The organism is Gandjariella thermophila (assembly GCF_005405885.1).
Lineage (GTDB): Bacteria > Actinomycetota > Actinomycetes > Mycobacteriales > Pseudonocardiaceae > Gandjariella > Gandjariella thermophila.
Genome location: NZ_BJFL01000003.1, coordinates 46638 through 69399, shown reverse-complemented (window position 1 = coordinate 69399; position 22762 = coordinate 46638). Strand labels below are relative to the sequence as shown.

The 22762-nt window shown below is 70.5% G+C and carries 24 protein-coding genes; 11 read left to right on the top strand and 13 right to left on the bottom strand.

The window, feature by feature from the left end:
- Window position 1 precedes the first annotated feature (1 nt).
- Window positions 2-1333, bottom strand: a complete 1332-nt coding sequence (locus FFT21_RS04200) for a D-alanyl-D-alanine carboxypeptidase family protein (RefSeq protein ID WP_225978079.1) — start codon at window positions 1331-1333, stop codon at window positions 2-4.
- A 61-nt stretch (window positions 1334-1394) separates the two neighbouring features.
- Between FFT21_RS04200 and FFT21_RS04195 the strand changes: the two genes are divergently transcribed.
- A complete protein-coding gene (locus tag FFT21_RS04195; protein ID WP_137812417.1) occupies window positions 1395-1655 on the top strand; it encodes an SCO4848 family membrane protein in 261 nt (86 codons plus the stop codon).
- Window positions 1656-1870: 215 nt separating this feature from the next.
- Here FFT21_RS04195 and FFT21_RS04190 read toward each other — a convergent pair whose 3' ends face one another.
- From FFT21_RS04190 to FFT21_RS04145, 10 genes are all read right to left on the bottom strand, one after another.
- The gene (locus tag FFT21_RS04190) at window positions 1871-2662 is read right to left on the bottom strand and encodes a succinate dehydrogenase iron-sulfur subunit (RefSeq protein WP_137812416.1); all 792 of its coding nucleotides are present in this window, start codon (window positions 2660-2662) and stop codon (window positions 1871-1873) included.
- Window positions 2662-4413 (bottom strand): succinate dehydrogenase flavoprotein subunit, encoded by a 1752-nt coding sequence (gene sdhA, locus FFT21_RS04185; protein ID WP_137812415.1) that lies wholly within the window; start codon window positions 4411-4413, stop codon window positions 2662-2664. The genes FFT21_RS04190 and sdhA overlap by 1 nt, the downstream gene beginning before the upstream one ends.
- 21 nt (window positions 4414-4434) lie before the next feature.
- Window positions 4435-4863, bottom strand: a complete 429-nt coding sequence (locus FFT21_RS04180) for a succinate dehydrogenase hydrophobic membrane anchor subunit (protein WP_137812414.1) — start codon at window positions 4861-4863, stop codon at window positions 4435-4437.
- Entirely contained in the window at window positions 4863-5297 is a 435-nt protein-coding gene (sdhC, locus tag FFT21_RS04175; RefSeq protein ID WP_137812413.1) for a succinate dehydrogenase, cytochrome b556 subunit, read from the bottom strand. The genes FFT21_RS04180 and sdhC overlap by 1 nt, the downstream gene beginning before the upstream one ends.
- 311 nt (window positions 5298-5608) lie before the next feature.
- A complete protein-coding gene (locus FFT21_RS04170; protein ID WP_137812412.1) occupies window positions 5609-7234 on the bottom strand; it encodes a hypothetical protein in 1626 nt (541 codons plus the stop codon).
- Complete coding sequence (locus FFT21_RS04165) at window positions 7231-8379, bottom strand: WXG100 family type VII secretion target (protein WP_137812411.1); 1149 nt, start codon at window positions 8377-8379, stop codon at window positions 7231-7233. The genes FFT21_RS04170 and FFT21_RS04165 overlap by 4 nt, the downstream gene beginning before the upstream one ends.
- A gap of 45 nt (window positions 8380-8424) precedes the next feature.
- Window positions 8425-8949, bottom strand: a complete 525-nt coding sequence (locus FFT21_RS04160) for a YbaB/EbfC family nucleoid-associated protein (RefSeq protein ID WP_137812410.1) — start codon at window positions 8947-8949, stop codon at window positions 8425-8427.
- Window positions 8950-8959: 10 nt separating this feature from the next.
- Complete coding sequence (locus FFT21_RS04155; protein ID WP_137812409.1) at window positions 8960-9733, bottom strand: ESX secretion-associated protein EspG; 774 nt, start codon at window positions 9731-9733, stop codon at window positions 8960-8962.
- 19 nt (window positions 9734-9752) lie between these two features.
- Entirely contained in the window at window positions 9753-11408 is a 1656-nt protein-coding gene (locus FFT21_RS04150; protein WP_137812408.1) for a PPE domain-containing protein, read from the bottom strand.
- 163 nt (window positions 11409-11571) lie between these two features.
- Window positions 11572-11964, bottom strand: a complete 393-nt coding sequence (locus FFT21_RS04145; RefSeq protein WP_137812407.1) for a hypothetical protein — start codon at window positions 11962-11964, stop codon at window positions 11572-11574.
- A gap of 432 nt (window positions 11965-12396) precedes the next feature.
- On the opposite strand from FFT21_RS04145, the gene FFT21_RS04140 reads away from it, so the two are divergent.
- The 6 genes from FFT21_RS04140 (at window position 12397) to FFT21_RS04115 (ending at window position 19245) form a co-directional block, all read left to right on the top strand.
- Window positions 12397-13524 carry a BMP family lipoprotein gene (locus FFT21_RS04140; RefSeq protein ID WP_137812685.1) on the top strand — a complete coding sequence of 376 codons (1128 nt, stop codon included), beginning with the start codon at window positions 12397-12399 and terminating at the stop codon, window positions 13522-13524.
- A gap of 75 nt (window positions 13525-13599) precedes the next feature.
- Complete coding sequence (locus FFT21_RS04135; protein WP_137812406.1) at window positions 13600-15183, top strand: ABC transporter ATP-binding protein; 1584 nt, start codon at window positions 13600-13602, stop codon at window positions 15181-15183.
- Window positions 15180-16277 (top strand): ABC transporter permease, encoded by a 1098-nt coding sequence (locus FFT21_RS04130; RefSeq protein ID WP_137812405.1) that lies wholly within the window; start codon window positions 15180-15182, stop codon window positions 16275-16277. Before FFT21_RS04135 ends, FFT21_RS04130 begins: the two co-directional genes overlap by 4 nt.
- Window positions 16274-17551 carry an ABC transporter permease gene (locus tag FFT21_RS04125; RefSeq protein ID WP_137812404.1) on the top strand — a complete coding sequence of 426 codons (1278 nt, stop codon included), beginning with the start codon at window positions 16274-16276 and terminating at the stop codon, window positions 17549-17551. Before FFT21_RS04130 ends, FFT21_RS04125 begins: the two co-directional genes overlap by 4 nt.
- Before the next feature lie 6 nt (window positions 17552-17557).
- Window positions 17558-17959, top strand: coding sequence for a cytidine deaminase (locus FFT21_RS04120; RefSeq protein ID WP_137812684.1), 402 nt, complete (start codon window positions 17558-17560; stop codon window positions 17957-17959).
- Window positions 17956-19245, top strand: a complete 1290-nt coding sequence (locus FFT21_RS04115; protein ID WP_137812403.1) for a thymidine phosphorylase — start codon at window positions 17956-17958, stop codon at window positions 19243-19245. Before FFT21_RS04120 ends, FFT21_RS04115 begins: the two co-directional genes overlap by 4 nt.
- A 125-nt stretch (window positions 19246-19370) precedes the next feature.
- Here the strand turns inward: FFT21_RS04115 and FFT21_RS04110 are convergent, their stop codons facing one another.
- Entirely contained in the window at window positions 19371-19553 is a 183-nt protein-coding gene (locus tag FFT21_RS04110) for a DUF397 domain-containing protein (RefSeq protein ID WP_137812402.1), read from the bottom strand.
- A gap of 2 nt (window positions 19554-19555) precedes the next feature.
- Window positions 19556-20392, bottom strand: a complete 837-nt coding sequence (locus FFT21_RS04105; RefSeq protein WP_192909382.1) for a helix-turn-helix domain-containing protein — start codon at window positions 20390-20392, stop codon at window positions 19556-19558.
- A gap of 214 nt (window positions 20393-20606) precedes the next feature.
- Here FFT21_RS04105 and FFT21_RS04100 point away from each other — a divergent pair, with 214 nt between their 5' ends.
- From FFT21_RS04100 to FFT21_RS04085, 4 genes are all read left to right on the top strand, one after another.
- Window positions 20607-20909 carry a hypothetical protein gene (locus tag FFT21_RS04100; protein ID WP_137812400.1) on the top strand — a complete coding sequence of 101 codons (303 nt, stop codon included), beginning with the start codon at window positions 20607-20609 and terminating at the stop codon, window positions 20907-20909.
- Between the two features lie 480 nt (window positions 20910-21389).
- Window positions 21390-21695, top strand: coding sequence for a hypothetical protein (locus FFT21_RS04095; RefSeq protein ID WP_137812399.1), 306 nt, complete (start codon window positions 21390-21392; stop codon window positions 21693-21695).
- Between the two features lie 135 nt (window positions 21696-21830).
- A complete protein-coding gene (locus tag FFT21_RS04090; protein WP_137812398.1) occupies window positions 21831-22142 on the top strand; it encodes a PE domain-containing protein in 312 nt (103 codons plus the stop codon).
- 3 nt (window positions 22143-22145) lie between these two features.
- Complete coding sequence (locus FFT21_RS04085; protein WP_137812397.1) at window positions 22146-22751, top strand: DUF3558 domain-containing protein; 606 nt, start codon at window positions 22146-22148, stop codon at window positions 22749-22751.
- The last annotated feature ends 11 nt before the right edge of the window (window positions 22752-22762 follow it).

Sequence of the window (22762 nt, the reverse complement as noted above, 5' to 3'; positions counted from 1 at the left end):
GTTATGGCGCCTGGGTCCGGATGACCTCGGTGGGCCGCTCCGCGTTGGCCAGCCGGGCCAGCCGGGCCCGCCGCCTCCGCCACCACATCACCAGCACCAGCAGCAGGAACACCCCGGCGACCGCGGTGAGCGGGCCACCGACGTTGCCGAACGCCCTGGACATCTGGTTGGCGGCGCGCAGGTTGGCGGCTCGAGCCGCGCCCTGCTCGCCGGCGCTCGCCGCGTTGGTGCCGGACTCCACCATGCCCCGGTCGACCAGCTGGCCGACCGGGGCGCTGTTCGCCGCCTTCAACTCGAACGCGTAGTCCATCAGCGGCTTGGCCTGCGCGTACATCGCGCTGACCGGGTGCATGTTGCCGTTCAGTCCGACGATGAACAGCCGGTCGGCGCCGTGCTGCGCGCCGTTGACGTAGGTGTGGTTGGCGTCGTCGGTGTAGCCGGTCTTGCCGCCCAGGTCGCCGGGGTAGCTGGTGAGCAGCGGGTTGTCGTTGTAGAGCGCGAACGGCGGCTTGCCGGGGCCGCCGGGCAGGTCGATCCGGCGGGTGGCGACCGCGTCGGCGAACTCGCGGTCCTGCATGGCGGTGCGGAAGATCACCGCGACGTCGTACGCCGAGGTGCTCATCCCCGGGCCGTCCAGGCCGGACGGGGTGGCGGCCCGGGTGTCCATCGCGCCGAGCTGCCTGGCCAGTGCGTTCATCTTGTTCAGCGTGCGCGGCACGCCGCCGAGCTGCCGGGCCAGGGCGTGCGCCACGTCGTTGCCCGAACCCATCACCAACCCGTGCAGCAACTGGTCGACGGTGTAGGGCACGCCGGGGACCAGGCCGACCCGGGTGCCTTCCTGCCTGGCGTCCTCGTCGATCGCGGTGACCACCATGTCCGGCTTGAGTTCGCGCACCACGACGAGGGCGAGCAGCACCTTGATCAGCGACGCGGGGCGCAGCCGGGCGTGTGGGTCCTTGGCGGCGAGCACGGCGCCGCTGTCCAGATCGGCCAGCACCCAGGAGCCGAACAGCGCGTTCGGCGGCGGCTTGGCGCCCGCGGGCAACACGAGACCGCATTCACCCATCCGCGGTCCCCCGATCGGCTGCTCGGGAATCGGCAGCGGGCTCGGGCCGCGGACCCCGGGCGGGGGCTGCTCGGAGGTGTCCACCGCGGGCGGGGGTGCCTCCTGGTTGGGGCAGTTCGGTGCGGGCGCTCCGGCGGCGATCCTGGCGTCCGTGGGCTGCCTCGGCCGCGCCGTCGCCACCGCGGCCGGGCTGGCCGCCACGGCCGCCACCAGCGCGCACAGGGACAGAACGAGGGCAATCGTGGACCGTCGAGCGGTGAGGGGCACGGAAGGCAGGCTAGCCACCCCGCCATGAAGGTCGACAGTCGCCACGTCGGATACTGCCCGTGTGAAGCTGTCCCGAGGCGCCTCGCTGTTCCTGCTCGCCTTCGCGGTGTGGTCCTGGGTGATCTGGCCCAACTTCATGCGCAACGTCTGGATGGACCCTCGATCGTGGGATGCCACGGGTAGCCCGACCGGGTTTTTCACGGTGCACCTGGTGCTCACGGTCGTGTCGGTGGCGCTGGGCACCGCGATCGGCGTGATCGGCGTGCGCGGTCTGCTGGCGCTGCACCGCCGACGTGCTTCTTCCCGCGGAGGCGGCAGGTAGCACCGCCGACGTGCTTCTTCCCGCGGAGGCGGCAGGTAGCACCGCCGACGTGCTTCCTCCCGCGGAGGCGGCAGGTAGCACCGCCGACGTGCTTCTTCCCGCGAAGGTGGCGGAGAGCACACCGAGTCGAGCCGCTCGTAGCCGGGACAGGACCGCCCGGGCGGGTCCCTCTGGACCCCACCCGGGCGGTGCCGTGCTCTCCGTCACAAGCCCCGTCACACGCGGCGGAACAGCAGCGCGCGCTTGACCTCCTGGATGGCCTTGGTCACCTGGATGCCGCGGGGGCAGGCGTCGGTGCAGTTGAACGTGGTGCGGCAGCGCCACACGCCCTCGCGGTCGTTGAGGATGTCCAGCCGCTCCTCGGCGCCCTCGTCCCGGCTGTCGAAGATGAACCGGTGCGCGTTGACGATCGCCGCCGGTCCGAAGTAGGAGCCCTCGCTCCAGTACACCGGGCAGGACGTGGTGCACGCCGCGCACAGGATGCACTTGGTGGTGTCGTCGAAGCGGGCCCGGTCGGCCGGCGACTGGATGCGCTCCCGGGTCGGCTCGTTGCCGTAGGTGATCAGGTACGGCTTGACCGCCCGGTACGCCTCGAAGAACGGCTCCATGTCGACGACCAGGTCCTTCCGCACCGGCAGGCCCTTGATCGGGGCCACGGTGATGGTCGTCGGCTTGCCCTTGGGCGCCAGCAGGTCCCGCACCAGCACCTTGCACGCGAGCCGGTTCACCCCGTTGAGCTGCATCGCGTCCGAGCCGCACACGCCGTGCGCGCAGGACCGGCGGAACGTCAGCGTGCCGTCCAGGTACCACTTGACGTAGTGCAGCAGGTTCAGCACCCGGTCGGTGGGCAGCGCCGGCACGTCGAAGGACTGCCAGTGCTGCTCCTCGTCGACCTCCGGGTTGAACCGGAGGATCTTCAGCGTGACCGTGACCGCGCCGTCCGGCACCGGGGGCTGGCTACCGCGGGAGCCGGCGGCGGAGGTGGTCTGCTCTTGCGTCGCGGTCATCAGTACTTCCGCTCCATCGGCTCGTAACGGGTCTGCACCACGGGCTTGTAGTCCAGCCGGATGTCCGCGGCGAGACCCTCGCCCATCTTGTAGGCCATGGTGTGCCGCATGAAGTTCACGTCGTCGCGGTTCGGGTAGTCCTCCCTGGCGTGCCCGCCGCGGGACTCCTTGCGCGCGATCGCGCCCTGCACCAGCACCTCGGCCAGTTCCAGCAGGAAGCCCAGCTCCACGGCCTCCAGCAGGTCGGTGTTGAACCGCTTGCCCTTGTCGGTCACGGTGATGTGCTGGTAGCGCTCCTTGAGCGCCTGCACGTCGTGCAGGGCCTGCTTGAGCGTGTCCTCGGTGCGGTACACGGACGCGTTGGCGTCCATCGTGGACTGCAGGGCGGTGCGAATGTCCGCGACGCGCTCGTTGCCGTGCTCGGAGAGCAACTGCTCCAGTTGGCCCCGCACCAGTGCGGCCGGGTCGTCCGGCAGGTCCACGTGGTCGTGCGCGGCGGCGTACTCGGCGGCGGCGATCCCGGCGCGCTTGCCGAACACGTTGATGTCCAGCAGCGAGTTGGTGCCCAGCCGGTTCGAGCCGTGCACCGAGACGCACGCGCACTCGCCGGCCGCGTACAGCCCGCGCACCACGTTCTCGTTGTCCCGCAACACTTCCCCGTGCACGTTGGTGGGGATGCCGCCCATCACGTAGTGGCAGGTGGGGAAGACCGGCACTGGCTCCTTCACCGGGTCCACTCCGAGGTAGGTGCGGGAGAACTCGGTGATGTCCGGCAGCTTCGACTCCAGCACCTCCTCGCCGAGGTGGGTCACGTCGAGCAGCACGTAGTCCTTGTTCGGGCCGGCGCCGCGGCCCTCCCGCACCTCCAGCACCATGGAGCGGGCCACGATGTCGCGCGGCGCCAGGTCCTTGATGGTGGGCGCGTAGCGCTCCATGAACCGCTCGCCGTTGCCGTTGCGCAGGATGCCACCCTCGCCGCGGACCGCCTCGGAGATGAGGATGCCGAGGCCGGCCAGGCCGGTCGGGTGGAACTGGAAGAACTCCATGTCCTCCAGCGGCAGGCCCTTGCGGAAGATGATGCCCAGCCCGTCGCCGGTGAGTGTGTGCGCGTTGGACGTGGTCTTGAAGATCTTGCCTGCGCCGCCGGTGGCGAAGATGACCGCCTTGGCCTGGAACACGTGCAGCTCGCCGGTGGCCAACTCGTAGGCCACCACGCCGTTGCACGTCGGACCCTCGTCCGTGTCGACCAGCGAGATGTCCAGCACGTAGAACTCGTTGAAGAAGTCCGTGCCGTGCTTGACGCAGTTCTGGTAGAGCGTTTGCAGGATCATGTGGCCGGTGCGGTCGGCCGCGTAGCAGGAGCGACGCACCGCGGCCTTGCCGTGGTCCCGGGTGTGCCCGCCGAACCGCCGCTGGTCGATCTTGCCCTCCGGCGTGCGGTTGAACGGCAGGCCCATCTTCTCCAGGTCGAGGACGGCGTCGATGGCCTCCTTGCACATGATCTCCGCGGCGTCCTGGTCGACCAGGTAGTCACCGCCCTTGACCGTGTCGAAGGTGTGCCACTCCCAGTTGTCCTCCTCCACGTTGGCCAGGGCGGCGCACATGCCGCCCTGCGCCGCGCCGGTGTGCGACCGGGTGGGGTAGAGCTTGGTGAGCACCGCCGTCCGGGTGCGCTGTCCGGCCTCGATCGCCGCCCGCATGCCCGCGCCGCCGGCCCCGACGATCACCACGTCGTACTTGTGGAACTGCATGAGAAGCCTCTTGTCGTCCGGTTACCGGCTGATGTTGGGGTCGAAGGTGAAGATCACCAGCGTGCCGAGGCCGACGATGACCACCATCGACGTGTAGAGCAGCATCTTCAGCCAGAACCGGGTGGTGTCCTTGCGCGCGTAGTCGTTGATCACGGTGCGCAGCCCGTTCCCGCCGTGCAACTGGGCCAACCAGAGCATGGCCAGGTCCCAGAACTGCCAGAACGGCGAGGACCACCGGCCGGCGACGAACGCGAAGTTGATTCGGTGCACGCCGCCGTCGAGGATGTTCATGATGAACAGGTGGCCGAGCACGAGCACGATCAGCGCGAGGCCGGACAGCCGCATGAACAGCCAGGCGTAGAGCTCGAAGTTGCTGCGGCGGGCGGCCGGCCGGCGGGGCGCGTGCGGCTTGTCCAGAACCAGCGAGGAGTTCGGTGCGGTGGTGGCCATCAGTTGCCCCCGAACAGCGTGTGCAGGGTGCGCTCCAGCATGAAGTAGGCGCCGGGGACCATGACCACCAGCCAGATGCCCACGATTCCCCACAGCATGGGGCGCTGGTACTTCGGCCCCTTGGACCAGAAGTCGACCAGCATCACCCGGATCCCGTTCAGCGCGTGGTACAGGATGGCCGCGACCAGACCCACCTCGAGCAGGTTGACCACCGGGTTCTTGTAGGTCTCGATGACCTTGTCATAGGCGTTCGGCGAGACCCGCACCAGCGCGGTGTCCAACACGTGCGCGAACAGGAAGAAGAAGGTGAGCACGCCGGTGATCCGGTGCGCCACCCACGACCACATGCCCAGGTCGCCGCGGTAGAGCGTCCCGCCGTGCGAGCCGCCCGCCCGCTCGGGGGCGCCCGCCGCCGGGGCGCTGCTGCTGGCCATGGTGTACGGCCTCCAACGTCACTGGTGGGACTTGGCCCGAAAAACGTTGCAGTACGTCCATACGGGTCCTTGACCTGACGGATGCTAGCCCTGCCAGCTGCGCGGCCCGCATGACCTGGCGCACTGTGTGAGCCAGCAGACAGCGCCGTGTCCCGTGGCGACGTCGGCGGTGGTGAAAGCGGCGCCGCGGCCGGCGGCGAAGGTCACGGTGGACGCTCGCCGCCGACCGCTGTGGCCGGGCCCGCCGCCGACGGGTTCGACACTCGTGGGCCGGTTGCACCTCCGTGGGGAGGGAGCCGGCCACCGGCTCACTAGTTGAAGCCCGGTAGATCGGGACGGCTCCGTCCGATGTCCCTTCCGTAGCCGTCCCACCAGGACCTGCCCGGCTGGCCGGCCCGTTCATCGTTTCCCTGGTCCCGTCGGCTGGTGTCCGGGTTGTTGTGGTAAACGGCCTCCCACTGGCCCGTCTCGGGGTTCTTTCTGGCGGTGATGTCGTACTTCACGCCGTCCCTCTGCGTGTCCTTCGACGGTGAGAACGCCTCGTCGCCGTTGAGCTTGCGCTCCGCGGCGGCCGCCCTGCTGTCGGCCTGCTCGTACTGCCGCTCCAGGGGACCGAGCGTGTCCCGGCGGAAGGCGTCTCGCTCGGCGGCCAGTCGCCGCGCCTCGCTCTCGAGATGGTCCGCGTCCGGCCACCCTTTCTGCCGGGCGACGTCGGCCCGGTGCTGCATGTTGTTCGCCCGGATGTCCGCGATCTCCGCCTGCCGACGCGCGTCCTCGAGTTGTGGTTTGAGGTTGTCGGCCTGCTGCCGGTAGTGGTGGGCCTCTCCCTCGAGTCGCTGGACCTCCTGATGGGTGAGCCTGGACACCTCGTGGGCGAAGTAGTTCTGGTGCCATTCCTCCCGCACGTTGTGGGGGAACTTGGCTCCGGGCGCACCGGTGTAGTTATTGAGCTCGCCGGGAAAGATCGGGCGTGTGTGGTGCTTGTTCTGGTGGCTGTCGACGCTGACGTCCACCCCGTTGTACCTGCCCAACGGCCGGTGATCGCGGCTGCCGCCGCCGCCACCACCGCCGCCGCTGCCGCCGGGATCACCGCCACCCGGACGGCCGCCGCCACTTCCGCCGCCACCGCCGCGCCCACCGCGCCCGCCGCCGGGAGGTTGGTTGTTCTTGCTCGGGCCGGGCGGGTCCGAAGGCTTCTTCCCCCCGCCGGTCTTGGCGGGGCCCTTGCCCCTGCGGGTTCCCGTCGAGGAGCGGGTCGTGGCCGGGGACGCGCTGGTGGGCAGCGTCGGCGGCTGGTGGGTGCCGCCGCCGGCGGGGTTGTCGTGGCGCGGCGTGGTCGGTGCCGCACCCGGCGGGTCCTTGGGCGCGTGGTAGCCGGATGGCGTGGTCGTGCCCGCCGAACTCGGCGCCGTGCCGTCTCCGCCGTGGGGATTCGGGGCGGGCCGGCCGTCCGGGTTGATGCCGTGGAAGGTGTTCGCGTTGTGGTCTTCGACGCCGCGGTAGTCCTCCGCGGTCTTCCTGGTGGCGGTGGCGGCAAGGCCGACGTTCTTGGCGGCGTGGCTGGTGGCGGCTTGGGTGTTGTGGAGATGTTGGCTGGTGCCCACGGCGAATCCCTGGCCGAGGAGGCCGAAGCTGGTCGGGCCGACGTTGATGCCGCTGATGCCGGCGGCGATGCTGTGCAGTTCCCGGGAGGTGTGGTCCAGGTTGCCGGCGACGCGGTGCAGGGAGTCGGTGTTGACACCGACGCGCTTGCCGCCGGGTCCCGTGCTGTCGTGCGGGCGTCCGGAGCCGTGGCCGCCGGGCTCCGAGCCTTGCCCGGTGCGCGGCGGTCGGCTCTCGGTATCGGTGGGTTTGGAGCCGGCCAGCGGGTGCGGGACGGGCGGCTTGCCAGGCGCGTGAGGACTGGTGTGGGTGGGATGCGGGACGTGCACGTTCATCGCGGGTTGTCTCCTGACTCCCGCTCACCCGGGCGGGGCCCGAAGTTCTGGAATGCGGTCGCCCCCCGGTCGGGCGGCACTTCGACGCCGACGCGGAGGTACGGTTCGGCTGCGGCGCGGTCCATCTTGACGTGGCGCAGCGGCTCGCCGTCCACGCGGGACTGCTGCGGGTACTGCCCGGACGGTGCCTGCGCCGCCGGGTAACCCGCCCGGTCGGCACCGTCGCTGCCGTACCCGTTCTCGCCGTACCCGTTCTCGCCGTACCCGTTCTCGCCGTACCCGTTCTCGCCGGAGCCGTCGTCGCCGGAGCCGGTGTCGAGGTCGGGTTGGCCGGGCTTGGTGGCGTCGTAGACGCTCTTGCCGACCCCGGCGATCATGGCGAACCGGCCGAGGTTCTTGGCCAACTCGCCCATGGCCTGGCCGAGCTTGGCCAGCCGGGAGCCCTGGCGGGCCATTCCGGCGATCAGCTTGCTGATCTTGCCGGCGATCTTCGCGCCGAGCGCGGCCGCGCGCCCGACCGCGTACCCGATGAAACCGGCGATCGAGGCGCCGAAGGTGACCACGGCGGAGGCCGCCGCGATCAGCGCGCCCTCGATCAACTCGGCAATCAGCGAGGCGATCATGTCACGGACGATCGAGCGCAGCGTGGTCACCAGCACGCCGGAAACCGCGACCACCGTCGCGGTACCCTCCACGGTATCCGCCAGCGACGCCAGTTCGCCGCCGAGCCGGTCCATGTTGCTGTGGAAGGCGTCCGCCGCCTGTCCCGTCCAGTCCTGGAAGTTCGCCATGTCCTGGCTGTGCGCGTCCGCGAGTGACCTGACGTTGGCGGCGTAGGTCTTCAGCTTATCCACATTGGCCTGGATCTCCTCAGGGTTGCCGAGCAGCATGTCCAGTGGCTCACGCAGAAAGCTGACGTGTTCAAGCAACCAGCCGACGCCCGCGGTGAGCAGGCCGGCCAGCGGATCCATCGCGAACGCGACGGTGTCGGCGACCACGCCGGCCGCGTTGATCGCCACGTCGAGGACCTTCTCGCCCTCGCTCTCCGCGTCCTCCTGGATCGACTGGACGAGACCGTGGTAGCTGTCGAAAATGCCCGCCCCGGTGGTCGAGGTGGTCACGCTGCTGCTCACTGCGGCCGTCACGGCTGCTCTCCCTTCCCACGGGTTCGTGCGCTCATGCCGGCCGGGTCACCAGAGGTCGACGTCGTCATCGTCGTCCTCTGCCGGACGTTGGCGGCCGGTCGGCCGGGCCGGTGGCGCAGGTGGCCTGGGGTGCTGGGGCGGGGGTTGCCGGCGGTCGGCCCGCGGCGGCTCCGCTGCGGAGTCCTCGACCGGGAAGGGGTCCTCGCCGTCACCGCCCGGTTCATCAGCTGGTGGCGGGGCGAAGCGGCTGATCAGGCGCATGGCCTCGCTGTTGGGCCCCATCGGGGCGAATGCCTCGCTGACCTTGTGCGCGGCCATCCGCTGGCCCCTGCGCACCGTCTCCATGATCAGCGCGGTGAGCCGGGCCGGGCTGTGTTCGGTGGCCCGGTGACCGAGTTCCAGGTTCTCCAGGCCGCCGTTGGCGCCGATCCGCACGGTCACCGAACCGTCCGGAGAGGACACCGTGGCCGACGCCTCGGCCAGCCCCTCGGCCAGCGCCGCGGACTTGCGCTGCATGTCGGCGACGCGGGATTCGAAGTTCTGCAACCACGTTTCTCCCGACGGGTCCAAGATGTCTCCTTCAGGCTGCCGCGAGCAGTTGGTCGATGCGTGCGGTGATCCGCTGGTCGTCCGCGGGACTCAGACTCAGCCAGCCGTCCTCCTGGACCATCAGGTAGCGGCCCTCGCTGGTGTCGAACCAGCTGACCACGGTCGGGTCGCGGCGCATGGTGCCGTGTCGCCGGTCGGCGGAGTTCACACCGAACTGGCCGCCAGCCACCCGGTTGTTGGCCAGGTCGAGCAGGGTGTCCGCATCCGAGGCGGGCACGCCCGCACGGATCAGCGCGTCCCGCTCCGCGCCCGTGGCGAACGGGTCGTAGTCCGCCTCGTCCGGTTCGACCGCGCGGCGCAGCGCCTGGTAGCTCACCGACATGGCCTGCCCCCTGCCGGGCTGACCGGACGGCATCACCTGCACCACGCTCGGGGCCAGCGCGGTCGGCCGGATGGTGGCCAGCGCGACGTGGCCGTTGTCCAGTGCGGCGAGCACCGCGGTGCCGCCGTCCGAGGCGGCCAATCCGCGCAGCGGGCCATCGGCGTAGCCGACGGCGTCTACCGACACCTCGGGATTGGCCAGCACCCGCAGCGCGGCGACCAGGTCGGCATCGAACCGGTCGCCATGCAGCAGACCCTTGTCCCGCAACGACCCTCGGGCGTCCTCGATGACCTGGGCGCGTTCCGGCCCGGTCACCCCCTCGCTGGGCACGTGCAGTGGGTAGGGCATCCGCCGCAGTTCGAGCGTGGACCACAGCACCTCGTACTCGCGGGCGGAGAGCACAAACTCGGGAGAGATCGTCATCGGTTCGCGTCCGTCCCGCTCAGGGCTGCTTCTTCTTGAAGGTCTCACCGATCACCGGGGGCACGATCCGGCCGGGCTCCTCGATGAGCTTCTCGCCCTTGAGGTAGCCGGCGGACTTGCGCTCCTTGTCCTGCGCGCCACCCCGGGCCCCGGCGCCCGCGCCCATCGGGCCGCCCGCCGTGGCGGGGCCGCCCGGGCCGGCCGGGCCGCGTCCACCAGGCGTTCCGGCCCGGCCGGTCGCGGCCTGCTCGGCGGCCGCTGACGCGGCACCGGGACCGAGTGGCTGGCTCGAGCCACGCGGACCAAACTCGCCCGCACCGGTGCCCGAGGGAATCCGCCCGGCGCCGCTGGGGCCGAGACCGCCGCCACCGTAGCCGCGGGCGCCACCCGGAACATCGCCGAACCCGCCGGAGGGCACCCGGCCGCCGCCGGTCGGTCCGAACGCGGGCATCCCCGGGCTGCCGGGCATGCCGGGCCGGGCCCCGCCGCGTCCGGGTTCGGCGCCGCCCGAGCCGAGCATGCGGGACCAGTAGTTGGGGTCGGCCATCTCGTTCGCCGCGGCGCCGCCCCGCGGGCCGAACGACGATGACGGGTCCCACTGCGGCGCCTGGCGCGGGTAGTACACGGAATCCCGGCCGTGGCCGTAGTCAGGGAGGGCACCGTACCCGTCGGCGTACTGTGGGTTGGTGGTCGTCGGCGGGCTGTACGCGGCCGGCGAGGTGTGGCCGCCGCCGTCACCCGGGACGCCGCCGGAGGAGCCGCCGCCGGGAAGGGCTGGGGCGCCACCCCCGTGAGGGCTGCCGCCCCCGTACGACCCGTCACCCCAGCCACCGCCGCGCTCGCCGCCCGGATCGCCGCCGGAGGGGTCGGCGGACCAGGCGGCCGGCGCGGTGGCCGGCTGGTAACTCCGCGACGGGTAACCCGCCGGGTCGCCGGCTGCGGGCGACTGCCCCGCAGGGTCCGTGCCGGCGGGCACGGACCCCGGAGTGCCCGGCACGGACGGGACGACCGGGCCCGGGCCACCGACGAACGGGCTCCCGGGACCGCCGAGGAATGGCTGCGGACCTCCGCCCGGCGGCGGCGCGACCACGTTGGGCGGCGGCACGAACCGGGGTGTGTTGCCGTCCACGGTGTGCGAGCTGGCCTCCATCGCGGTCATCACGTCCACCGCGCGGTCATGCGCGGCGCGCGCCTGATCGCTCTTGGCCTTGACGTCGGCGCCGGCGATGGCCAGGCCGAACAGCCCGCCGGTGGCGAAGCCGATGGCCAGTTCCTTGGCCATGTCGAACTTCACCGGTTCCGGCATGGCCGCTTTGGCCCGCTCGACGATCTGCCCCTGGTCGTTGATCCGGGCGCTCATGTGCTGCGAGGTCAGCGCCGCGTCGCAGCCCCAGCTCGCCAGCTGCGACGTGGCCGCCCGCGCCGAGTCGGCGGCGGCGCCCTGCCAGCCGGACTCGGTCGCCCGGATCCGCTGGTCCAGCACCCGGGACGCCTCGGCCATCTCCGCGCCGAGGTCGTTCCATTCGCCGGCCAGCGCGTACGCCTGAGCGGGATCGTTGTCCTGGTGTACCGCGTCGTATAACTCCTGGTGCGACAGCGCGGCCCAGTTGATCGTCTGGTTGAGGACCCTGTCCTCGCCGATCACCACACCGTCGGAAGAACTCTGTTGATCCACGGAAATCCCGTCCTCACCGCGTCCGGCGGAACGCGTCCGTCCGGCCGCACCGTTCGCCGCGGGCGGGTCGACGTCGACCGGCCGGGCGGGTGGTCATACACGTCGACGCCCCGGCATGGGACGTCGGAACGCACACGCGAAGGCCCGCGGAGCGGGCGGTGTATCAGGAGGGCTCGAGCCGGCGGAACGTGGCCGCGTGCACCTGATCGGTCTGGTGGTAGCGGCGCATCGCCTCGTCGACCGCGGCGTGCGCGTCGACCAGGCCGGCCCGGTACTGGTCCAGCACGGTGGCGAAGGCGAACTGATCACCATCGGCCCGCCGCTGGAACTTCTCCGCCATCGACTGGCCGACGAAGTTGCGTCCCAGCGGTGCGCTCCTGGCCATGCCCCGCGCCCGTTCCCGCCACGCCTCGGCCTTGTCCGCCTGCTCTTGCAGCGCGGCGAGCAACTGCTGACCGGCAGCCGGGTCGATGACCACCCGCCCTGCCCGCACATCGGTCTTGAGCTGCGCGATTCGGGCCACGCTGTTCTGCAGGGCGACGACCATCCTGCGCATCTCGCGCGGCGTATCCTCGGTGCCCGTGGGGACTTGTTGATCTTCCGCCGAGATGTACACGTCCACCCTTCCCCTCAACAAATATTCGCTGCCTACGGCGTTCGAAGTGGCCGAACAACGTGAGGGCGCATTAACAGCCAGCGACATTGTCGGCGCACAGTGTGAAGACGTGCAACCATGTCCGGAGGTTCATGGGGTTTTCTCAGAGTCGCCGAGATCACAACGCCATGATCGGACGAGTCGGGTACCGCCGTTCGCCCCATTTGGCGGTCGGCCGACCGTTGGTGCCTCAACGATTCGGTCACGCACGGGCACGGCGGTGTCGAACCCGGGTGGCCCGGAGGTACGGTTCGCCATCCGAATCTCGACCCCGAGATCGGTGGTGGCTGCTCCACTCGAGCAGGGAGGGAGAGGAGTGCCGTGCGTCGTCGAATGCGAGGCGTGGCGGTTCTGGCCATCGCGCTGACCGGCACGCTGTCGCTGGTCGGCTGTGCCAAGGACACGGGAGGGAACAACGCCTCCGGGACCGGGGGCAAGGGCTGCCAGCTCGCGCCGAAGCCTCCGGCCGCACCGGCGGCGACCAGCAGCTCGAACGCGGGACCGAAGGTTGACGCAAGCACGCTGCGGATCGGGCTGGCCTACGACATCGGCGGCCGGGGCGACGCCTCCTTCAACGACGCCGCGGCGGCCGGCCTGGATCAGGCGATCGCGCAGCTCGGCGTGAAGAAGGAGAACACCAAGGAGCTGACCGCGAGCCCGAGCGAGTCCGAGGACGCCAAGCAGTCCCGGCTACGCCAGCTCGCCGGCGAGGGCTACAACCCGGTGGTCACCATCGGCTTCGCCTACGCGGACGCGCTCGCCGCCGTCGCGCCGCAGTTCCCGAACACCAGGTTCGCCATCGTGGACGGCTCCGCCAGCGCGCCCAACGTGACCCCGCTGGGCTTCGCCGAGCAGGAGGGGTCCTTCCTGGCCGGCGTCATCGCCGCGTACAAGAGCAGGAGCTGCGTGGTCGGCTTCGTCGGCGGGGTGAACGTGCCGCTGATCCAGAAGTTCCAGGCCGGCTTCGAGCAGGGCGCGAAGACCGCGGCACCCGGCATCAAGGTCATCTCGCAGTACATCTCCACCGCCGGCGACAACACCGGATTCCAGGACCCGACCCGAGGCAACGTGATCGCCAAGGGCGAGATCTCCTCCGGCGCCGACGTCATCTACCACGCCGCCGGCGCGTCCGGGAAGGGCGTGTTCGACGCCGCCAAGGAGAGCGGGGTCAAGGCCATCGGCGTCGACTCCGACCAGTACAACCAGCCCACTGTGGCGCAGGACAAGGACGTGATCATCTCGTCCGCGCTGAAGCGGGTCGACCTGGCGGTCTTCGACTACATCAGGGCCGTGGCCGCGAACGACCTCGGCTCGCTGCCGAAGGTGTTCGACCTCAAGGTGGACGGCGTCGGCTACGCCACCTCCGGCGGCAAGATCGACGACATCCGGGACGTGCTGGAAGGCTACAAGGCGGAGATCGTCCAGGGCAGGATCACCGTCAAGGACAAGCTGACCGGCTGATCCCGCCCCGTGGTTCGGCCCCTGGCGGCGACGAGCCCGCCAGGGGCCGAGCACCGTTTCCGAAGGCGTTGACCCATGACCACATCCGCCCCCACCGGAACGGACGCGGACGCCGTGGCCACCGAGCCGCCGCCCGCCGTCGCCCTCTCCGGCATCACCAAGCGCTTTCCCGGCGTGGTCGCCAACTCCGACGTGCACATGGTGGTGCGGCCGGCCACCGTGCACGCGCTGTGCGGCGAGAACGGCGCCGGAAAGTCCACCCTCATGAAGATCCTCTACGGGATGCAGCACCCGGACGAGGGCACCATCGAGGTGAACGGCAGCCCGGTACGGTTCCGTACCCCGGCCGACGCGATCCGCGCCGGCATCGGCATGGTGCACCAGCACTTCATGCTCGCCGACAACCTCACCGTGCTGGAGAACGTGGTGCTCGGCGCCGAGTACCAACACGGCATCGGCGCCGGCGCCCGCCGCGCGGTCGCCGAACTGGCCGAGCGCACCGGCCTGCACGTCGACCCGGACGTGCGCCTCGAGCGGCTGGGCGTGGCCGACCGGCAGCGGGTGGAGATCCTCAAGGTGCTATACCGCGGCGCGAAGATCATCATTCTGGACGAGCCGACCGCGGTGCTGGTGCCGCAGGAGGTGGACGAGCTGTTCGCCACCCTGCGCGGCATGCGCGAGCAGGGCTTCACCTTCGTCTTCATCTCGCACAAGCTGGACGAGGTGCGGGCGATCGCGGACACCGTCACGGTGATCCGGCGCGGCACCACCGTCGGCACGGTGGACCCGCGCGCCACGAGCACCCGGCAACTCGCCGAGATGATGGTCGGCAGCGATCTGCCCAGCCCGGAGACCCGGGAGTCCACCGTCACCGACCGCCCGGTGCTCACCGTCGAGGGATTGCGGCTGTCCGCTGAGTCGGGCCGGGCCGTGCTGGCGGACATTGACCTGGTGGTGCACGCCGGCGAGGTGCTCGGCATCGCCGGGGTGGAGGGCAACGGGCAGACCGAGTTGGTCGAGACGATCATGGGCATGCGCCGCGCCGACGCCGGCCGGGTCCTGCTCACCACCGCCGACGGCGTCGAGCACGACCTGAGCCGGCTGGGCACGCTCCACCGGCGCGAGGCCGGCATCGGCTACGTCCCGGAGGACCGCAACCGGCACGGGCTGCTGGCCAGCCAACCGCTGTGGGCCAACCGCATCCTCGGCTACCAGACCCGCCGACCGGTCTCGAATGGACAGTGGCTGGACGTTGACGGCGCCAGGGCGGACACCCGGCGCATCATCGAGCAGTTCGACGTGCGCACCCCGAGCATCGACGTGCCGGCCGCCGCGCTGTCCGGCGGCAACCAGCAGAAGCTGGTCGTCGGCCGGGAACTGTCCGGCGACCCGGTGCTGCTCATCGCCTCCCACCCGACCCGGGGCGTGGACGTCGGCGCCCAGGCGCTGATCTGGGACCGGATCCGGCAGGCCCGCGCGGACGGCCTGGCCGTGCTGCTGGTCTCCGCCGACCTGGACGAGTTGATCGGCCTGTCCGACACCATCAAGGTCATGCTCCGCGGCCGGCTGGTCGCCGACGCCGACCCGGCCACCGTCACCCCCGAGGAACTGGGCGCGGCCATGACCGGTGCCACCACGGACGGGGGTGAACCCGCATGACCGCGCTGGTCCGCAGGTTGCTGCCGCCGGCCCTGGCGCTGGCCTTCTCCGTGCTGCTGTGCGGGCTGGCGGTGCTCATCTCGCACGGCAACCCGATCACCGCGGTGACCGCGATGGTCGGCCAGGCCGCGGACGGCGCCACCCTGGTCAACATCGTCAACACCGCCGGCGTCTACTACCTGGCCGGGCTGGCGGTGGCCATCGGGTTCCAGATGAGGCTGTTCAACATCGGCGTGGAGGGCCAGTACCGGGTGGGCGCGGTGGCCGGCGCCATCGTCGGCGGCACCGTCGCCCTGCCACCCGTCCTGCACGCCGTGGCGATTCTGGTGGTCGCCGCGCTCGCCGGAGCGCTGTACGCGGCCATTCCCGCGGTACTCAAGGTGACCAGGGGAGTCAACGAGGTCATCTCGACGATCATGCTCAACGCGGTGGCCGGCGGCATCCTGGCCTACCTGATCCGGCCGGACACCTTCGGCGTGCTGCGCGGCAACAACATCGGGACCGCGATGATCCCGCCGTCCGGCTGGGTGCCGGGCATCCCGTTCGGCTCCGCCGGCACGGTGTTCGGCCTGGTGTTCCTGGCCGCCGCGCTGGGAGCCGGGTACTGGGTGATGATGAACCGCACCCGGTTCGGCTTCGAACTCAAGGCGTCTGGCGAGTCGCCGACCGCCGCGGCCGCCGGCGGCGTGAACGCGAAGCGGATGGTGCTCACCGCGATGGTGCTCTCCGGCGCGGTGGCCGGCCTGGTCGCCATGCCGGAACTGCTCGGCAGGGACCACACCTACACGGTGATCTCCCCGTCCGGCTACGGGTTCACCGGCATCGCGGTCGCGCTACTGGGTCGCAACCACCCCGGCGGCATCGCGTTCGGTGCGCTGCTGTGGTCCTTTTTGGACAAATCCGCGCTGGCGCTGGACAACGTCGGCGTGCCCCGCGAGATCGTGACCATCATGCAGGGCGCGATCGTGCTGTCCGTGGTGGTCGCCTACGAGGTGGTCCGCCGGATCGAGTTGACCAGCGCGCAGCGCCGGGTCGGCCGCGAGGTGGGAACCGCCGCGGAACCGGCGGTGGCCACCGCGGGAGGGGAGTCATGACCGCGACCGCCACCAACCCGTCCTCCGCGCCGCTGACCGTGCCGCGCTCGGCCCCGCCGCGTCGCCGGCTGCCGCCATGGGCATCCGGCCCGCTGTGGGTGGTCGGCGCGGTGGTGGTGCTGTCCACCACCTCGTACCTGACCAACGTTCCGCAGCTCACCGCGTCCGAGACCGCGCAGACCGCGCTGCGCCTGGCGCTGCCGATCCTGCTGGCCGGGCTCGGCGGGCTGTGGGCGGAACGCTCCGGTGTGATCAACATTGGCCTCGAGGGCATGATGATCATGGGTACCTGGGGCGCCGCCTGGGCGGGATACCAGTGGGGGCCGTGGGCCGGGCTGCTCGGCGCGGCGGTGTTCGGCGCGCTCGGCGGCCTGATCCACGCGGTCGCCACGGTGACCTTCGGGGTCAACCACATCGTCTCCGGCGTGGCGATCAACCTGCTCGGCGCCGGGCTCACCAAGTACCTGGCCACCCTGCTGTTCCAGCCGGTGTCGCACAACCCCCGCGAGTCGCCGCCGGTGCCGAAGTTCGACACCTACTCGGTGGCCGGCGTGTCCGACTGGCTGGGCAGGCTGGAACACGCCCAGCGGGTCGGCGTCTCGGACGTGGCCGGGCTGCTGCGCGGCGTGCTCACCGGCATGTCCCCGCTGACACTGCTCGGCCTGCTGCTCGTGCCGGCCAGCTACTACGTGCTCTGGGGCACCCGGTTCGGGCTGCGGCTGCGCTCCTGCGGGGAGAACCCGGTCGCCGCGGAGTCGCTGGGCGTCAACGTCTACCGGTACAAGTACCTCGCGGTCATCGCCTCCGGCGCGCTGGCCGGCGTCGGCGGCGCCGCCCTGGTGCTCAACCCGGGCCAGCCCGGCTACCTGGAGGGTCAGACCACCGGCCGCGGCTACATCGGCCTGGCCGCGATGATCTTCGGTAACTGGCGGCCCGGCGGCCTGCTCGGCGGCTCGCTGCTCTTCGGCTACGCCGACGACCTGCGGCTGGGTACCGGAGGGAGGTCGGTGCTGGCCCTGGTCTACGGCGCGGTGCTGCTGCTGGTCGTGCTGGTCGTGGTGCACCTCCTCCGGCGCCGCTGGCTGGCCGCGGCCGTCTCACTGGTCGCCGCCGGGCTGCTGTACGCGCTGTACTGGGCGGTCGACGAACTGCCCACCGAACTGACCACCTACCTGCCGCACATCGTCACCCTGGTGGTGCTCGCGGTGGCCTCGCAGCGGCTGCGACCACCCGCCGCGGACGGCATGATCTACCGCCGCGGTGCGGGAGACTAGGTGACCGTGGACACCGTGGACTGGACCGCGCTGCGCGCCGCCGCCGTCAACGCGGCCCGGCACGCCTACTGCCCGTACTCCGGGCTGCGGGTGGGCGCCGCCGGGCTGGTCGAGGGCGGCCGGATGGTGCTCGGCTGCAACGTGGAGAACGCCTCGTACGGGCTCGGCCTCTGCGCCGAGTGCACCCTGGTCGGCCAGCTCAGGATGACCGGCGGCGGCCGGCTGATCGCGGTCGCCTGCCGGGACGGAGACGGCCACCTGCTCATGCCGTGCGGCCGGTGCCGGCAGGTGCTCTACGAGTTCGGCGGCGTGGACTGCCTGGTGGACACCCCGCACGGCCCGGCGCCGCTGGGCGACGTGCTGCCCGACGCCTTCGGACCCGCCGACCTGCCAGGGAGCAATGGATGAGCCGGGAGGCGATGTCCGCGATGGACGTGATCCGAACCAAGCGGGATGGGCTGCGGCTGACCGGCGAGCAGATCGACTGGGTGGTCGGCGCCTATACCCGCGGCGTGGTCGCCGACGAGCAGATGGCCGCGCTGGCCATGGCGATCCTGCTCAACGGCATGGATACGACGGAGACCGCCCGGTGGACCCGCGCCATGATCGACTCCGGGCAGCGGCTGCGGCTCGACGTGGACCGGCCGACCGTGGACAAGCACTCCACCGGCGGGGTCGGCGACAAGATCACATTACCGCTGGCCCCGCTGGTCGCCACCTGCGGCGCGGCCGTGCCGCAACTGTCCGGCCGGGGCCTCGGGCACACCGGCGGCACGCTGGACAAGCTGGAGTCCATCCCCGGCTGGCGCGCGCGCCTGTCACTCGACGAGATCCGCGCCCAGCTCGCCGAGGTCGGCGCGGTGGTCTGCGCGCCCACCGACGACCTGGCCCCCGCCGACCGCAAGCTGTACGCGCTGCGCGACGTCACCGGCACCGTGGAGTCGGTGCCACTGATCGCCAGTTCGATCATGAGCAAGAAGATCGCCGAGGGCGCGGACGCGTTGGTGCTGGACGTCAAGGTCGGCTCGGGCGCGTTCATGAAGACCCGCGAGGACGCCACCCGGCTGGCCGAGGCACTGGTCGGCATCGGCGCGGAGCACGGCCTCGCGGTCACTGCCCTGCTCACCGACATGTCGACACCGCTGGGCCGCGCGGTCGGCAACGCCGTCGAGGTGGAAGAGGCGGTGGACGTGCTGCGCGGCGGCGGCCCCGCCGACGTGGTCGAGCTGACCGTCACCCTGGCCGAGGAGATGCTGGCACTCGCCGGCCTGCCGGCCGCCGACCCGGCCGCCGTGCTCGCCTCCGGCGCGGCGTACGAGACGTGGTGCCGGATGATCCGCGCCCAGGGCGGCGACCCGCAGGCCCCGCTGCCGCGTGCCGGCCACACCCAGGTGGTGCCCGCCGCCGACGACGGCGTGCTGGCCCAGCTGGACGCCTACGCGGTCGGCGTGGCCGCCTGGCGGCTGGGCGCCGGCCGGGCCCGCAAGGAAGACCCGGTGCAGCACGCCGCCGGCGTGCTCTGCCTGGCCAAGCCCGGGGAGCGGGTCACCGCCGGCCAGCCGCTGCTGGAACTGCGCACCGACGCCCCGGACACCGTGCCGGCCGCCCTCGCCGCACTGGACGGCGCCATCGAGATCGCGGACGCCGCCCCACCGTCCGGTCCACTCGTGCTGGACACTCTGCGCTCCCACTGACCGTCCACTCCGGACGACTGTTCCAGCGCAGCATGCCCGGGCGACCGATCGCCATGAATTCCCTGCCCACAGCACAGGACCCCGGATACCTCACCATCCGGGGGCCTGACCTTGTTCGCCGGCCGTCAGATGTCGAGCTTGCCGTTCTTGGCCATCCCGACGAGGGCGGCGAACTGCTCTCGCGCCACCGTGATGTAGCCGCCATCGGGGTTCTTCGAGTCGCGGATGGCGGTCCGACCGGCTGGCCATGCCACCTCGACGCAGCCGCCGTTGGCGGTGCTGCGGCTGCTCTTGCGCCACTGCCACATGGTTACCTCATTTCCTCGACAGCTCGGACGATGCGTTGCCTTGAGTCCGCCGCACTGAGCGCCGAGGCAGTCAGGTGCTGGAACGTGCGGTTGTATTGTTCCACCTCGTCCTTGTCTTCCACATAGACCGAGCCTGTGTGGTAGTCGACGTGAGCGGTGACCGGACCGCGCTGGCCGAGGTCGAACAGGTGGAAAGGCGAGCCCATCGCCACGGTCGCGCCTGCGCTGAACGGCAGAATCTGCACCACGACGTTCGGCCGCTCGGCGGCGTCGAGTAGATGTTCGAGCTGGTGGCGCATGACTGCGGCCCCGCCTACCGGATACATGAGCGCCGGTTCGCCGATCACCGCCCACAGCATGATGTCGTTGAGCCGCCGCTCCTGCCGGCGCATCCTGAGCTCGACCCGCGCCTTCACGTCCTCGGCCGACATGTGCGGGTTCCCAGCCCGGACCAGCGCGTGCGCGTAGTCCTCGGTCTGCAGTAGCCCGGTCACGATGTCGATGGTCCACGCGCTCTCACTGACCGCTTCGTCTTCGAGTTCGAGAAACGCGGCCAGGTGGTCATCGACCTTGTAGGGCACCCACCAGCCGCGCTTTCGTGACGCGCGCGCCAGCGCCGCAAGCCGTTCCACGGTGGCGGTGTCCGCGCCGTACGCCTCGCACATGGTGCGGGCATCGTCACTGGCGACACGGACCAGCGCATTCTCGCTTCGGCTGATTTTGGACGTCGACAGCCCGGTCCGCGCGGCGGCCTCGTCGATGCTCAAGCCCGCTTCGTTGCGAAGTCGGTTCAGCTCGCGGCCCAGACGGCGGGCCGCGAGCGTGGGTGGCCTGGCCATGCGGCGCATCGTAGCCAGCCGATCACTCGGTAGCCCGATCAGATGATCATTGCATCCTTACGAGTGTGCAAGCTTGCTAGATCGTTTAGGCCGCGGTCAGTCTCTGTGTGCAAGTTTGCGCGCGTCATGTGGACCGCGCAGCCGCCAGCCCGGAGGGGTCGGGCTGTGGACCGGACCGGTTCGGCCCCTCCGTTCCAGCGGGGGAGGTTTCGCTGTGCACGTTCCGTTCCGGGTGCCGCCGCGCGCCACCGAGGAGGAGTTGCGGTCGCGTCTGCCGGAGAGTCGGTGGATGCCGGGGGTGTGGAACGGGCAGCACTATGTCCTCGCCGGCGAGTACGGCTGGTCCGGTCCGGCCGGCCTGGCGTACTTCGCGATCTGTGGCCAGCCGTGCCTGCGCTACCCGCACGGCTATAGCTGGGAGCGGATGCCGAAGTGCGAGCGGTGCCTGGCGCTGATCGAGGAATACGCCAAGCAGCAGCGGTACGGCGTCAACTGGTCCGAGGCCCGCGCGTCGTGATCGAGCCTCCGGAGCACTGGCCGCGGCCGTACGCGCGAGTCCGCCGTGGCCAGCGGTACGGCACGGTGATGCCGCGGGAGCGGTGGGCGATCTTCGCCTTCCCGGTTCGTTGGGACGACGGCCAGTGGGAGATGACCGCCGGGGACACCCTCGACGTTCTCGCCACTCCGCTACCACGCGACGGAGACGTCCATTGTGGACAGCCAGTGGCTACGCCGCCTGCTTGCCTGCCCCTCTCTTCTCCGAAGGAATGTCCGTGTTCGTTGTCCCCGTCGTCGTCCTCGCCGTGCTCATGCTCGGCGTGACCCTCGTGTGCCTGACGCTCCACGCAAAACCGCAACACGCGGGATTCGGCGAAGGTGCCCTGTCAGTCTGGGAATGACGCGACCGGCTGGCCGCCGAGGCAGCCCAGCAGGCCGTCGCCGGCAGGCATCACCTTCGAATGTCCTACTGATCCATCAAGACCGAGAGGAATGGTCGATGACCAACGACTTTGGCTCCGCCGACGTGTGCGGACTGATCATCGCCAGGATGGACGGCGCCCGAAGTGTCGACTGGCCTCCCGGAGCCAGGGTCTACACCTACGGCTCCCGCCCCGGTGACGCGGTGTTGGTTCCTCCGCCGACTCGGACCACGATTCTGGTGGCGCGAGGGGCGGCGCAGCGGTGGTTCGATGTGTCCGTGAGTGAGGTGTATCCGTCCGCCGATCCGGCCGCGTTGTTTGACGCAGAAATTATCGCGGCGCTGAGCAAGCGCGCTGGCAACCCGCCGCCGTTCATCCCGTAGTAAACCCTGTTGGTCCATCTGGGTGGTTGGCGAGCATCGGCGGCCGGCATCACAAGGCGGTTCGGTCGGTTCCGCCCACGGCGACGGGTGGGGTCGCTACCATCGCCCCGAGATCACGGCTCGGGGAGGATCGCGGTGACTCAGCTCGACCTGGGTAACGGCTACAGCATCGACATGGCCGACGTCGACCGCTTCATCAAGGCCCTGGAGGACACAAGAGCCAACCTGAACAGGACGCTCACCGTCACGGCGCAGCGCCTGTATGTCCAACCTCCGGGACATGACGACTACAGCGAAGCCTTCGCTCTCACCATGAACTCGGTGATTGACCAGCACCGTCAGTGGAACTTGGCCAGGCAGAACGAGTTACAGGACCTGATCAACCGGGTCAAGGCCGCCCGGGACCGCTACCTGCATGTCGAGCAGAACAACACGCCGAGGGTGTGACACGTGCGACTTGCCCCATTCGTTCCTGCCGCGTGCGGCATTGTGTTGCTGGCCCTGGCTGGGTGCTCGTCGAGGCCCGAGTCGGGCCCACCGTCCCCAGCGCCGTCGTCGGTGTCGGAGTCGACCAGCAGCATCCCAGCCATCACCAGCCCCTTGGACGCGAGCAAACTCCGGACTGATCCATGCAGCGCGCTCACTGCGGCGCAGTTGGCTCCGTACATGGGCAAGATCCGAAAGCTCGAAAGAACTGACACGGAGGTCGGCCCGGCATGTAACTGGGACCCCGACGATGGGAACCTGGCAAGCGCAGCGTTGCACACTTTCCCCAAGCTGACCGGCGTAAACGGCTTGTACAACTCGGGTTCCTCTTTTCCCTACTTCGAGCGTGCGGGCTTGGTGGGTGGCTACCCGGCAGTGCATAGTGCACAGGGCTTCAACGGCCCCCAAAGTGGCGACTGTGAAACGACCGTGGCGGTGTCTGATCATGGCATCTTCGGTGTGTATGTCACGGCAAGTCAGCCGTCGTATGCGCACTACCGGGACATGTGCACGGTGTCGGACGCGCTTGTCGTTGCGGCGATTGAGAACTTGAAGAGGGCGGGGGGTTGATCGTGGGTCCG